Source organism: Candidatus Glassbacteria bacterium, from assembly GCA_019456185.1.
Classification (GTDB): domain Bacteria; phylum Gemmatimonadota; class Glassbacteria; order GWA2-58-10; family GWA2-58-10; genus JAJRTS01.
On sequence record VRUH01000005.1, the window covers coordinates 75,364 to 89,911 of the forward strand.

The following is a 14,548-nucleotide window of genomic DNA, read 5'->3' on the forward strand; positions in this document are numbered from 1 at the left end:
GTAACGAAGCAGAATTCAGAGCCGGTTATTTCAACACCATCATTTTTCGAGTTTGAGTAAATTCTCCAGACTGCAATCTGTAGAAATACACTCCGCTTGAAACAGCGCGGCCTGCTCTGTCTCTTCCGTCCCAGTTGACTGAGTAGTTACCCGGTTGATGGTTTCTGTTAACGAGTGCGTAAATCAATCTGCCGCGGATATCGTAAATGTTCAGGGCTACCAGTGACTCTGAGGAAACAGCGTAACTGATGGTTGTCGATGGGTTGAAGGGATTAGGGAAATTCTGCTGCAGACTGCACTCATCAACTGATTGTGTGGCATTGACGTTGAGGAGGATGACCGAGGTATCCTGATCGGAATCATTGCTGATTATCAGCAGCGTATCCTGGTATATTCCACTAAGCTTTACGTTGGCCAATATCTTTATTTCTATCTCCTGTCCCGCCTTAACTACTGCCGAAGCAGGTTCAATTATGTAGTCCGGGTGGGGGGAAAGAATTTTATGTATTATCAGATCACCAGTCCCCGCGTTTGCTATCTTAAATGAGGTACTGCTGGCGGATCTGATGTCGAAATCATTCAAAACCAGGTTGCTGGCGGAGAGCCTGATAGCTGGTATAAACTGGTATGCAGCTTTGGTTATGAGTATAACTCGCTTTTCAGGTGTGTCCGAATCATTTGAGTAAATTATGAGATTTCTTGTTTTCGCCCTGTCCTCTGCCGGACTGTAGGAAATCAGCAAAGTGCAGGATTCGCCCGCTGCGATTGAATCTGGAAGTCCAGAAAGCGAAAATTCATCACTGTCAGTCGTTACATTAAAGATCCGTAGTACGTCCGTTCCGGAATTGAATATTTCCAGTTCTGCCGTGGTTACACCACCATCCCAGGCATTGTCGAAAACAACGCTGTCCTGAGAAGTTGCGATTGTCGGAGATGGTATCCCGATACCGCGTCCCGTAAGTTTTATCTCAATGGGATTCTCGTCAAATTCCGCCGCAATGATGTTTAGTTTACCGTCGTAACTGCCGATGGAACCCCCCGGAATGAACAGAACATCGATAGTCGAACTGTCACCGGGTGCAAGGGCCAGCGAATCAGGACTTACTGCAAAGCAAAGCGGTCCTGTTATAATCGATCGGATTACAATGCTGGCATTTCCGGTATTCGTAACCAGCAGTTGCCGGCTCGTCGTATCTCCAACCACTGTTTCTCCGAATTGAATTTCTTCCGCTGAGATAACTATTCCACCTGATGGGGATTCTAGAGTGGTAACTGATATGATAAACCGGTATTCGCTTTCGTCATTATCGTTGCTGGCAACAATGACCTTAGTGCTGAAGTTCCCCGGTTCCATGGACTGAAATACGATTCGGGCCTCCAGCTGATCGCCGGGCGATAATTCACTGTCAAGTTCCGGTGCACTGAAAAGATGGTTATCCGTACTGATTCCAGTTACGCGCAGGGTGTCATTTCCTTCATTCAGGACAGCGAATGTAAATGCAGCCAGCTCACCGGAATAAACCTGTCCAAGGTTAAGCTCACGGTCATAATCAATAACCTCGCCGCCGGGAACGACAGCCAGTGCAATAGCCGGCCCAGATGTCGGCAGGCAACTACTGGTTAAATCCACCGACAATGTTTCATGCTGACTGTCATTACTGCTGATCTCCAACCTGGCCTCGAAAGTACAAACTGTATCGGGATCAAGACTAATTTCGATACTATCCATCATCCCGGGAAGCACGGACAATGACTCGCGTGACAACGTGAACGCGTAACTTCCCTGAACCATGAAATCAGCCGTCAATTCCGCCGTCCCGGTATTGCCGATGGTCAGGTACCTGGATACCGACTGGCCGGCGGTTACCGTACCGAAATCCAGAAGATAGCTGGCAAGCTGAATGCTCGGTTGCGGAGGTTCCAGATGGGCGTTTAATTCGAGTGCAAAAGTTTGCGTCCCAATGGTTTCGCTTCTTACCGCGATCGACATCAGGCCACTGTATATGCCTGGAATCTCGACATCCAACGTAACTGTAACCGCGCAACTGTCACCGGGGAGGATATCAGCTGTCAGGGGCGAAATGACGACCCCCGGCAGGTCGCACACAATAGAGCCGATGTTTAGCAATTCACTTGTTGTGTTGTTGATGTAGAACGTTGTGCTGCCGCTCGTAATTGCGGAATCCGGCATCAGTTCCACCGTCTGGACCGAAAAAGAAACCGCAGGGTCGGCAATTTTATCAAACACGTCGCCTGTGGCTTTAATGGTTCGGTTTCCCTCGTCCGGATCGTTATTGATAATCACGATTGCAGAGCTCAGTGGGCCTGTCCCAACAGGTTTGAAATATACCGTCACGTCCAGAGTGCCGCCGGGCGGAATCGTAGCGCTGTCCGGGAAGACGCTGAACTCAGCGCTTTCCGCACTGATGCCGCTCACAACCAGGTCCGCGTTACCGTTGTTCTTAATGAAGAATGAGGATGACGCGCATGCTCCAACTTCCACTGCCCCCAAGTCAAGAATATACGTGGACACTGAAATTTGAGGTTCGAGTGGAGGCACAACACAATCGCCGGTCGTACTGATTCTTAACGTGCGCTCATCCTCGTCATTGCTGTTAACCGTGACTGTAGCGGCATACGCGCCCAGCTCTGACGGTTGGAATCTCAATGTCACCTTGCGCGACTGTCCGGCCGGTATCGACAGGCTGACGGGACTGACGGAAAAGCTGCCGTTATCGACCGTAATGCTGCTCACGTCCAATCCAGCGGTACCTGTATTGCTGATCAGGATTTCGTAGCTGGATGATGAGCCAAGATTTATCGAACCAAAATTTATGTTCGTGGCGGACAACTCTATTTCCGGAGTGGTTGTTATTATAGCACCATCCCCTATAACACCATTCCCCATGGCTGTAATGTTGAGTACAGGCTCATCGCCGTCATTGCTGGCTACGGCGACCGTTGCGCTCTGACTGCCGGCGGCAAGGGGGCTGAAAGTGACAGTTACGGTTTGAGACTGCGCCGGAGTAAGCGTAACCGAGGCCGGGCTGACCGCAAAGACGGCGTTGTCGCTGGAAATGCTGCTGACCACCAGGTTAGCGGTCCCGTCGTTGGTAATATCGAAACTGGCTGTGCCGCTACCACCGACACTCACATTACCGGCAGCGACCGAGGCCGCCGAAAGAGTTATTTCCGGGGCCGCGCCAACGACACCGTTGCCGCTGGCGGTTACAGTCAGGGACGGCTTATCACTGTCGTTGCTGGCGACAGTGACTGTGGCGCTCTGGGCTCCGGAAGCTACGGGTGCGAAAGTGACGGTGACAGTCTGGGTCTGGGCCGGAGTAAGCGTTACCGAGGCGGGGCTGACGCTAAAAATAGCATTATCGCTGGAAATGCTGCTGACCACCAGGTTACTGGTCCCGTCATTGGTAATATCGAAAGCAGCAGTAGCGGAGCCACCGATACTGGCATTACCGGCATCGACCGCGGCCGCCGATAGAGTTATTTCCGGGGCAATCCCTGTACCTGACAGGCTGACCGTTACGCTAGGCTCATCACTGTCGTTGCTGGCGACAGTGACCGTGGCGCTCTGGGCTCCGGAAGCTACGGGTGCGAAAGTGACGGTGACAGTCTGGGTCTGGGTCGGAATAATCGTTACCGAGGCGGGGCTGACCGTAAAGACGGCGTTATCACTGGAAATACTGCTGACCACCAGGTCGTCGGTACCGTCATTGGTAATATCGAAAGCAGCAGTAGCGGAGCCACCGACACTCACATTACCGGCATCGACCGCGGCCGCCGATAGAGTTATTTCCGGGGCCGCGCCAACGACACCGTTGCCGCTGGCCGTAACAGTCAGGGACGGCTCATCACTGTCGTTGCTGGCGACAGTGACTGTGGCGCTTTGCGCTCCGACGGCGACGGGCGCGAAAGTGACGGTAACAGTCTGGGCCTGGGCCGGAGTAAGCGTGACCGAGGCGGGGCTGACGCTAAAAATGGCATTGTCGCTGGAAATGCTGCTGACCACCAGGTCGTCGGTACCGTCATTGGTAATATCGAAAGCAGCAGTTGCGGAGCCACCGATACTGGCATTACCGGCATCGACCGAGGCCGCAGAAAGGGTTATTTCTGGAGCGGGAACGACACCGCTACCATCGGCGGTTACAGTCAGGGACGGCTCATCACTGTCGTTACTGGCAACTGTGATGTTGGCACTCTGGGCTCCGGAAGCGACGGGCGCAAAAGTGACAGTTACGGTCTGTGTCTGCGCCGGAGTAAGGGTGACCGAGGCCGGGCTGACGCTAAAAATGGCGATGTCACTGGAAGTAATGCTGACCACCAGGTCCGCGGTCCCGTCGTTGGTAATATCGAAAGTTGCAGTAGCGGAGCCACCGATACTGGCATCACCGGCATCGACCGAGGCCGCCGATAGAGTTATTTCCGGGGCAATCCCTGTACCTGACAGGCTGACCGTTACGCTAGGCTCATCACTGTCGTTGCTGGCGACAGTGACCGTGGCGCTCTGGGCTCCGGAAGCTACGGGTGCGAAAGTGACGGTGACAGTCTGGGTCTGCGCCGGAATAAGCGTTACCGAGGCCGGGCTGACCGCAAAGACGGCGTTGTCGCTGGAAATGCTGCTGACTACCAGGTCTTGGTTACCGTCATTGGTAATATCGAAAGTAGCAGTAGCGGAGCCACCGACACTCACATTGCCGGCAGCGACCGAAGCGGCTGACAGGGTGATCTCGGGAGCATTTACACCTTTGCCGGTAACCGAGACCGTCAGCGAGGGCTCATCACTGTCGTCGCTTGCAACCGTAATAGTAGCGCTATTGTTGGCTCCGTTCGTAGGGCTGAAAGTAACCGTAACCAGCTGATTCTGGCCGGGAAGGATAGTTGCACTGGCAGGGCTGACCGTAAAGAGGCCGTCATCAGACGTAATCGCGCTAACGGTCAGGTTACCCGTACCCAGGTTCTCGATAGTAAATGTACCCGATGCTGATCCCCCGATAGGAACGTCACCGATTGGGACACTCGTGGGCGTTAAATTAATTTCAGGCCCTGGAGTGCCCGTACCTGACAGGCTGACCGTTACACTGGGCTCGTCCGGGTCATTGCTGAGGAGGGTAATTGTGGCGCTTTTAATCCCGGTTGTCAGGGGTGTGAAAGTGATCGTTACCGTCTTAGTCTGTCCAGCCGGGATATTTAACGAGCTTTTATTGCTGGTAAACTCCGGGTTGTCGCTGGTAATGGACGAAACGCTAAGTCCTGCGTCACCGACATTACTGACGTCGAATGTTGCGCTATTGTTTGTGCCGACCGGGACGCTGCCAAGGTCCAGAGCCGTGACGGGCAAATCGATATCCGTGGCGGCAAAGGCGATGGAGGGTATGGCCAGGATTGAGATGAGAATAATTTTGAAGATACGGACGGAGTTGTCAGACATACTTTCCATGTTTGATGAATTTATGGAGCGACTGGATAACCAATCTTGAAGTTGATCGTAATATGTTTAGACGCGAAATACAGTGCAAAAAGCGTGTCAACCGGAATGAAGCTTATAAAGTATTGAAATTAAAGAAGATGCAATTTTGATGAAGCGCAGATGAGGGATGCCGATGGGATATGTTTTTACTCGGATCTAATCTTTAATTTCAGCAAACCGTTGTGCGCCGCATCTTTGCATCCCTTTCAACTTTTGTTGAAACCGGACAAAAGTTGAAGGAGTTCGGCATGGGCAAAATCAGATTGGGCCGTTCAATCTTTTGAGTCTTTTACTGAGCGCCTGCGGACTGATGCCCAGCATCATGGCCGCGACCGTCTGGTTTCCGCCTGACCTTTTCAGCGCTTCGCGGATTAACTCGAGATCCGCCTCTTTCAATTTCGGGAGAGGGTCCAGGTTCGTCGCCCAGGTATCGTCGCCGGATTCATCCGCATGCTTTTTCACCGGATCAATGGTGGGAGACTTAAGCGGTAGCTGGATTACGTTTTTGAATGCTGCGTGAGACAGCATCCTGCCGTCATGCCTGCTCACGGCATCCGCCACCAGCGCCTTGAATTCCCTGATATTGCCGGGGAAATTATAGTTTTCCAGCAAGGTGATCAACTCGGGATGGTAGGCGGGTATTTTCTTGCGGCATTCACTGGCGGCAACCGCCAGGAAGTGGTCGAGAAAGAGGGGAATGTCTTCCTTGCGTTCGCGCAGGGGCGGGAGGGTAACTTTGTGGTTGCACAAGCGGAAATACAGGTCGGTGCGGAACTCTCCTTTCAGCCTTGAGTCTTCGAGATTTTTATGCGTAGTCACCAGAATCCTGACATTGGCAATCCGGGGGATATCCGAACCGATAGGGAAATACTCGCGCTGCTCGAGCAGTCGCAGCAGTTTCACCTGCGAAGCCATGCTCAGATCGCCGATTTCATCAAGCAGGAGTGTCCCGTTTTCCGCTTTCTCGATCAATCCGCTCCTTTTCTGATCGGCTCCGGTAAATGCCCCCCTGGTATGGCCGAACAGGGTGTCTGAAAAAACGTTGTCATCCACACCGGCCACGTTGACGGCAATGAACTCACCCCGCCTGCCGCTTGAGGCATGGATCGCCTTGGCGATAAGCTCTTTCCCCGTGCCGGTTTCGCCGGTAATCAACACGGGATAATGCGCTGCTGCGATTGCTTCACAGTAATAGAATATGGATCTCATTCTTGAACTATTGGTGATTATATCGCTGAAATGCTCCGGATGTTTCAGCTTGTCACTGAGAAACTTGTGGACCAGCATCGTGTTTTCGTGCCGTAACTCCCGCACCTCCATCGCGCGGCTGACACTCATCAGCAGGTTTTCCTCCTCGATGGGTTTAAGCAAGTAATCGAACGCTCCCAGCTTCATGCACCTCACCGCGGTATCGACTTCGTATACGCCCGTAATCATGATTACCGGGATATCCGGAAGATTTGTCATGACGTGATTGAGGATAACTTCCCCGGATACTTTTGGCATCATCAGGTCCAGCAGAATCATCTCGAGATCCTGCTCCTTGATAATCGAAAGGGCTTTTCGGCCGTTCCCGCAGGTAATCGTATTGGTTATGCCGTTCTGGTTCAGCGAAAGTTCGAAAAAGTTCAGGATTTCGGGTTCATCGTCCACAATAAGTATTGGCATGAGCGGATATTTACCTTCTGTAGTCACGGTCCAGCCACCTGCGGTTTAGCATGAACGTTCATGAGCCGGCTTTGAAAACAGGCAGGTTGATTATTGCCGTCGTACCTTTTCCGGGCACAGACTTGAATTCCATCGTACCGTTATGGTCATTTATAATCCCGGCCGAAATAGACAGGCCGAGTCCAGAGCCGCCCGAATCCCTCCTGGAAGTGAAGAATGGGTCCAGAATGTACTTCATATTGCGTTTTTTTATCCCGACTCCTTCATCCCTGATAACAATCACAACCTTTTCAGCGTTGCGGACATACTCCGATTTTATTTCGATTCCCTTCTGCGGATTATCCAAAGCCTGGCAGGCATTTTGAATCAGATTGATCAACACCTGCTCCAGTCGCTGAAAGTTGCCCATAACAGGCGGGATAGCATTTCCGAGGTTTACTTTCAGGTTATCTGTCGAATTCTTGGTCAAGTTGGTGAGAATAACCAGCGCGGACTGGATGACATCATTGACCGATAGCTGGTTTTTTTCTTCCGGTTGTCCTTCCCTGGCGTACCCTTTAAGGCTCTTGACAATATTTTTTATTCTCTGGGAGCCGTTGTAAATACCAGAGAACAATTCCGGAATTTTTGGTTTCATAGTGGAATAGGATATTCCGCCCAAGGGGAAATCACCGTTATCCTGATAGTATTTATCTAGAATTGGTTCGATGGATTCCCAGGCCCTTTTGAGCAAAGGGATGTTAATCATGATAAATTGATTGGGGTTGTTGATCTCATGCGCTACACCCGAGACGAGTATTCCGAGGGAAATCATTTTATCTGCCTGAATCAGTTGCTGGCGCTGAAGTTCTTCCTTTTCCCTGATCAGTATGTTTTCGGTTATGTCTTTGGTAAGCCCCTGGAAACCTACAAAAGACCGGTCTCTCCTGAAAATGGGGACACCGGAACTTTCGGTTATGACCTTTTTCCCTTTTTTGTGCCGCAAAATGGTTTGATGCCCGGAAAATATCTGTTCGCTGAGCAGCGTGTATTCATTTTCATATCGGCCCGGGTCCATGTCTTTCTCATACATAAAATCAAGCAGGCTCTTGCCAATTACGTCTTTCGGCTCGTAACCGATAATGTCTTTGACTCTTGCGTTGGTGTACCTGATCCGCAGATTTGCACCAATCTCCCAGATCCAGTCATCGCTGCCTTCGGCGATGCTCTCAAACCTGTTCTCGCTGATGAGTAGCTTTTCCTCTGCAGTTTTGCGGCTCGTGATGTCAACAATTATTCCATCGAAATACATGAAAACGCCTGTGTTGTCCTTGACAGCCCGGCCAGTTATCATGCACCAGATTGGGGTCCCGTCGGCTTTCCTTAGTTGCTCTTCCTGTTCAACCACCTCTCCAGCCTTAACTGCCTTAGCGAGAAATATTGATCTCTCCGCTGCATCGAAATAGCGGTCGGTAACCAGTGTTCCGATCAGATCGTCGGTCGAATCAAATCCTAACATATTCGCCGTTGCCCGGTTAGCCATGATAAACCGTCCATCTGGTTCCAGAGTGGTCCTGAACATCCCGACCGGCAAGTTTTCGACCAGGTTCAGGTACTTTCTTTCACTCTCCTGCAGCGCAATTTGGGCGGATTTCCGAGCAGTGATATCGAAGATAATGCCACTGATACCTGCTACGCCCCCGTCGCCATAAATGGGTTTGGCTGAGATACGCACCCACCTGGGTTCTTTGATCTTTGATGGCAACCTCATTTCATGGGTTTTCGCTTGTCCATTTAGCACATCACGATAAAGCTCAACGAGCCCGGGCAAATCTTCCTCAAATAAATAACTGTAGAATTCCCGGCCGATCACTTCATCCGGCGTGTATCCGAGCAAGGGTTCAATTGCCGGGCTGATATAGGTAAATCTCCCTGCGCAATCGAGCGAAAAAACAGTTTCGTCAATATTTTCTACCAGCTCCCGGTAAGTTTCTTTCTCTTTCCGAATAGCCTGCTCCAATTGCTTTCGAGCAGTTATGTCAAATGCAATCCCGAGTGCTCCGATAATCTTTCCATGCTCGTTTCTAAGCGGGGAAATGCTGCATGAATACACGATAGAATTAAACGTTGCTTCCATATTGACAATCGCGCCTGCCAGCGCCTGTCTGTGTTTGACTAGATACTCATGGTTCGGATCTGAGATTTGAAAAAACTCAAACAATGACATGCCTACTACTTTACCGGGTTTCAGGCCCAATCCGGCCAGGCCCAGTCCATCGGAAAGCGTAAAGCTGAGTTCCTTGTCCACGCACCAGATTATGCCGGGAAGTTGCTTCACCGTGGTTTTGAATAACTCATCCTCAACTCCCGATTTTTTAATTATTGAATCACTGGGGATCCTGCTTCTTTCGTCAGCCAGTTCGGAACTGAACATAGCCAGGCGGCCTACCCGTCCGCTCTCATCTCGAATAGGATACAAGGCATTGTTAAAACGGACTTTGAACTTTGCATCGCCCAGCAGCCGGACATCTCTCTCCGACTCGTATTTGGCCGGCATATTAGACTGCACACAGCTTTCAACAAGCTCTCTCAGAATCTCTCTTTCCTTTTCGCCGAGCAGCTCGAATATGCTTTGCCCGATGGGAGCCTCGTCTTCTGCGGCAAGAGCTCTGATCGCGGATTCGTTAAGGTCCAGAATTGTACCTGAAGTATCCAGCAGGACAATAGAATCGGCGGGGGAGTTCAGTAGTATTCTCGCGGTTTCTTCGCTTTCTTTCAGGGCTGTCTCCGCTTTGAGCTCCTCGGTGATATCTCTTGAATTTCCTACAACACCGATTATCTCGCCATTATCGGAGCGGAGTGCCGAAGCTGATAGCATGCAAACGAAATCTTCTCCATCCTTACGGCGATTGACAACCCGGCCCTGAAAAGCTCCATCCTTGCGGATTTGTCCGGCAATTTTCTCGCCTTCTGATGGATCTGAGTAAAGCTGATCGATAGGCTTGCCCAGAATCTCCTTTTTGCTGTATCCGAATGCAACCTGGGCAGCATTGTTGAACTCTACGATTTTTCGTTCTTGATCGACGGCAATTATAATATTAAGTGAGCCGTTGATAATTTTATCCAGAAAATCAATTTTTGATTTAAAAGCATGCCCGTTACTTCTCTCCTGGTTTGACTCGGATAAAATTAAATTCAGCCGTTTTTCGCAGTCCCGGTTTGAAGGCTTTGTTTCTTTCATGGATAAATCCTTTTTGAGTATTATATTCTATTTCATCATATAAAAACCAGCATGTCAAGTACTTATGAGATAAATCGATTGGTGTAGATATTATTCAGGCAATGAGCTTGCCCCCGTAAATGAATCGGTATAGAGGATCAGAGCAGTAACGCGCCCTACCCAATGATCAACCTTTAGCCCTAGATCGAGCCGAAACAGAGATCGCTTGGTAGAGCGCGAATATGAGGTTGATAGCTGATGGTTATGCGGAGAGGATCAGGCGAACGCAGCGGATTTAGCCTAATCCACTAGCTATTGTAAAAACGTTCAAAAAAATGGCGGGGCATACGAGACTATTTTAAAACTTTTCCGGCAGGGATGCCGGAGGGTTTGGTAAGGCAGATTCAAGTGATGGCGGCTTGAATTTCTCTAGATTATTGGACTCCTTTTCGGGGACAGGTTTCTCATGATAATTGAGCGTACAATTTGATGGCGGGAAGATTATCGAGATGAAACTTGAATTCTTTAATCATTACGGGTACAGTTTCTAAAGCAGGTCAATCGTACCATAATCCTTAACAGAAGCGAATTTTGTTCAAAGAGATGATTTTTTCGTAAACCGGGAGCCTGGACTTATGGAACAGACTACAAGATCCAAGGCGTTTCTCAGCTTACGCTTCAAAACTATTATCACTTTGATTCTTGTGCATTCAATACTGATCAGTACGCTGATTTTTTATACAATTGCAGGTCATCATCGCATGGTGGAAGAGATCACTAAAGAGCATTATACATCCATCTATTCCACCTTCGCTCCGTTAGTTGTCGAAGCAGTGCAAAATAAGGATCTGGATGCTATAAGATGGTTTTTGGCTGGACTGGAGAACAATCCTGAAATCATCTACGCTGCGATTTTCGATAAAAACAACATGTTGCTGGATAAATGGTCTCGTGCCGAGTTCAAGGACCATTTGCATCTGGAATTCCTGAAACAGCAGGATGAACGCCCCACGGAAGCAAGCAGCCATGAAATTGGCCATCCCAGCGGTTTTTTCCATCGAGAAGGACATAATTTTAACTTCCTGATCCCTTTTGAAAGGGATCAAACCTATCTCGGCAAAGTTCACATTGGCATAAATACCGCACGCATCAACCAGCGCTTAGCTGAAGAAAGCGTCCGGGGAATCCAGATAACCGTCGGTGCAATAATATTGGGTATGCTGGTAATTTTGGCGATAGACCGGCGCTTAAGAAATATTATGACTCGTTTGATTAGGGTTACAAGAAAAATGGCGGAGGGAGACTTATCTGAAAAAGTTGAAATCCGTACAGGAGATGAAATAGAAGTATTGGGGAACTCGTTTAATCTGATGGCCGGTGCTATACAGGAACGGGAAGCAGTTATTGAAAAACATAAAAGTCACCTTGAGGAAATGGTTCAAGAAAGAACAAGAGAACTCGCCGAAGAGCGAGACAAATTGCAGGCAATCCTTGATCATATTCCCAGCGCGGTCATTTTTTTAAATAATAACTTGAAAATAAAGATGGTAAACGCCAGGTTCGAATCAATTGTTAAGCGGTCATCCACGGATTTCCTTGAGAGGCAATGTTCCGAGGGCCTTTGTCCATGGCTTGGAACTCATGAGTGCAAAGTCAAGGAGTGCCTCGAGGATGGAGAAATAAAAAGCAGATTAATTCACAAGAAAACGGGATCTCTCTATGGGCAGCACTTCGAGCAACTGGCCATTCCCCTGTTTCGTGAAAATCAACCCTATGGAGTCCTGGAAATCATCACGGATATATCTGCGAAGTACGAGATGCAGCATCGGCTCATCAGGGCAGAAAAGTTATCTACAACAGGAAAGTTCGCTGCCTTGCTGGCTCATGAAATTCGAAATTCCCTGACCTCGACAAAAATGATCCTGCAGTTACTCCTTGAAAAAGTACGGGAAAATGAGCGCAATGATGTCGCGGTTGCCTTGGATGCCACATTGAAGATGGAACAGAAAGTCAACGATCTGCTGAAATTCGCGCGGCCTGAAAAAATCAGGAAATCTTCTCACAATTTACATCGGTTGATTGAGGAATGCGTCCAGTTGGCCCAGCATCAATTTCAAATTAAATCCATTCATCTCGATTTGGATTTGGACCCTCATATCAAGAAGGTCTTGCTAGACAGGGACCATATGGAAAAAGTTTTTATAAACCTTTTTTTCAACGCTGTGGATGCCATCGCAGAATCCGGCAGCGTTAAAATTACCACCCAGCTTAGCACACTCTCAGATACGCTTTATGACTATGCCGCCCTCCCCGCCGATGAAAACGACGTTTCATCTTCTGCCGCAGTTCAGAAAATAGTTCTAAATAAAGGAGAGCCGGTTGTTATAATTGAAGTGTCGGATACCGGAGAAGGTATTCCACCGGAGAGCATTCCCAGAATCTTCGATCCCTTTTATACTACAAAAACAAAGGGTTCCGGCTTGGGACTTTCTCTGACGAAGCGAATTATCAACGCCCACGATGGCATAATAACAGTTCAAAGTGAACTGAAAAAAGGATCGACTTTCACTATTTACCTTCCGAGTAAGGCGCCCAGTGAATGATGGGTAATAATAAAATACTCATTGTCGACGACGACCCTAATATCAGGTATGCTTTCGTTAAAACTTTTGAAGCCGAAAAGGTTTCTGTCCTCCAGGCTCAAAACGGGAAAGAAGCCATCCAGGTATTGAAAAATGAAAATCCACAGGTAATCTTCCTGGATTATTCGATGCCGGAACTGGACGGTTTTGGCGTGATGGAGACAATGAAAGAGCAGGAGATCGATATTCCGACTATTATGATCACCGGAGTGGGCACCATGCAGACAGCTATTAAAGCTGTCCAACTGGGTGCTTACGAATATATCACCAAACCGCTGGACGTTGATAAAATCCGAATCCTTGCCCATAGAGCAATCGAAGTATTTCATCTCAAAGAACGGGTGAAGGGGCTTGAATCCACCATTCAATCTTTTCCGCAGCAATACGAACTGGTAGGCAATCACCCCCTGATGCAGGAAATATATAAAAAAATCGGAGCAGTGACCGGCACGCCCAACTCTACTAACATACTTATCAACGGGGAAAGTGGAACTGGGAAAGAACTGGTGGCAAGGGCTATTCATAGCCATGGGCCCAATCGTGACCAGCCGTTTATCGCCATCAACTGTACGGTACTGCCTGAATCCCTGATGGAAAGCGAGATTTTCGGGCATGAGAAAGGCGCTTTTACTGGGGCGGTTGAAAAACGGCTCGGAAAATTTGAAGTGGCCCAGGGTGGGACAATATTTTTGGATGAAATCGGAGACCTTTCGCCGAACCTGCAGCAGAAGCTGCTGCGGGTGATTCAGGAGCGCAACTTTGAGCGGCTCGGCAGCAACACCTCCATACCGGTTGAGGCCAGGTTTATCACCTCCACGAATCAGGACCTGCCTAAAGCGATAGTAGAAGGAAGTTTTCGCGAGGACCTGTTTTACCGTTTAAACGCAATCACCATTCATCTTCCCCCGCTCAGGGAGAGAAAAGCGGATATTCCCCTGTTGTCCAACGTTTTTTTACAACGCTATACCGATCAGATGGATAATAATATTGTTGACATCGACCCCAAGGTTAAGGACTTGCTGGTTCAGTACGATTACCCCGGCAATGTCAGAGAGCTGGAAAACATCATCAAAGGAGCGGCAATGCTGGAGAAAAGCGGTCTTCTTCGCCCCGGCAGCCTGCCTCAACATATTTACGACTCGCCTGAACGGGCCAGGTTCGTTTTTCCAGTAAAAAGTATGAACTGGCGGGATGCCCGCCGTCAGATGATCCAACAGTTCGAAAAACAGTTTGTTACTGAACTCTTGCAGCAGAGTCGGGGTAATGTCACCCAGGCGGCTCATGTCGCCGGGATCGAACGCCAGAGCTTCCAGAGGATCATGAAAAAACACCATTTGTTTTCCGCGGACTTTAAACACTGATGCCACCTTCCCGGTTACAGAACTGAAACTTAACTGGTTTCACTCATCCCTTTCTTTTCCTCCCGCCAGAAGTTTCTCATAATCCTCCATACCCGTTGTCTTCCAAACACTTAAGTGACATTGACCGTCAAACGAAACTAAGCAGCACCTCGCGGTATGGTCTTTGCGAATCTCCGATCAGGCGTTCACTCTC

The 14,548-nt window shown here is 49.2% G+C and carries 5 protein-coding genes; 2 read left to right on the forward strand and 3 right to left on the reverse strand.

Going from position 1 to position 14,548, the window contains the following annotated elements:
• Positions 1-25 precede the first annotated feature (25 nt).
• The 3 genes from FVQ81_03325 to FVQ81_03335 all read right to left on the reverse strand — a co-directional run bounded on the left by FVQ81_03325 (position 26) and on the right by FVQ81_03335 (position 10,373).
• Entirely contained in the window at positions 26-5,455 is a 5,430-nt protein-coding gene (locus tag FVQ81_03325) for a choice-of-anchor D domain-containing protein (GenBank protein ID MBW7995606.1), read from the reverse strand.
• A gap of 288 nt (positions 5,456-5,743) precedes the next feature.
• Positions 5,744-7,153, reverse strand: a complete 1,410-nt coding sequence (locus FVQ81_03330) for a sigma-54-dependent Fis family transcriptional regulator (protein MBW7995607.1) — start codon at positions 7,151-7,153, stop codon at positions 5,744-5,746.
• A 58-nt stretch (positions 7,154-7,211) separates the two neighbouring features.
• Positions 7,212-10,373, reverse strand: coding sequence for a PAS domain S-box protein (locus FVQ81_03335; GenBank protein MBW7995608.1), 3,162 nt, complete (start codon positions 10,371-10,373; stop codon positions 7,212-7,214).
• 614 nt (positions 10,374-10,987) lie between these two features.
• Between FVQ81_03335 and FVQ81_03340 the strand changes: the two genes are divergently transcribed.
• Together FVQ81_03340 and FVQ81_03345 are read left to right on the forward strand one after the other, a co-directional pair.
• Positions 10,988-12,955, forward strand: coding sequence for a HAMP domain-containing protein (locus FVQ81_03340; GenBank protein ID MBW7995609.1), 1,968 nt, complete (start codon positions 10,988-10,990; stop codon positions 12,953-12,955).
• Positions 12,952-14,355 (forward strand): sigma-54-dependent Fis family transcriptional regulator, encoded by a 1,404-nt coding sequence (locus FVQ81_03345; protein MBW7995610.1) that lies wholly within the window; start codon positions 12,952-12,954, stop codon positions 14,353-14,355. Before FVQ81_03340 ends, FVQ81_03345 begins: the two co-directional genes overlap by 4 nt.
• Positions 14,356-14,548: the final 193 nt, after the last annotated feature.

Excerpts from the sequence above, each read along its gene's own strand:
- FVQ81_03340 (MBW7995609.1), top strand. The coding sequence starts at position 10,988 with ATGGAACAGACTACAAGATCCAAGGCGTTTCTCAGCTTACGCTTCAAA.
- FVQ81_03335 (MBW7995608.1), bottom strand. The coding sequence starts at position 10,373 with ATGAAAGAAACAAAGCCTTCAAACCGGGACTGCGAAAAACGGCTGAAT.
- FVQ81_03345 (MBW7995610.1), top strand. The coding sequence starts at position 12,952 with ATGATGGGTAATAATAAAATACTCATTGTCGACGACGACCCTAATATC.
- FVQ81_03325 (MBW7995606.1), bottom strand. The coding sequence starts at position 5,455 with ATGGAAAGTATGTCTGACAACTCCGTCCGTATCTTCAAAATTATTCTC.
- FVQ81_03330 (MBW7995607.1), bottom strand. The coding sequence starts at position 7,153 with ATGCCAATACTTATTGTGGACGATGAACCCGAAATCCTGAACTTTTTC.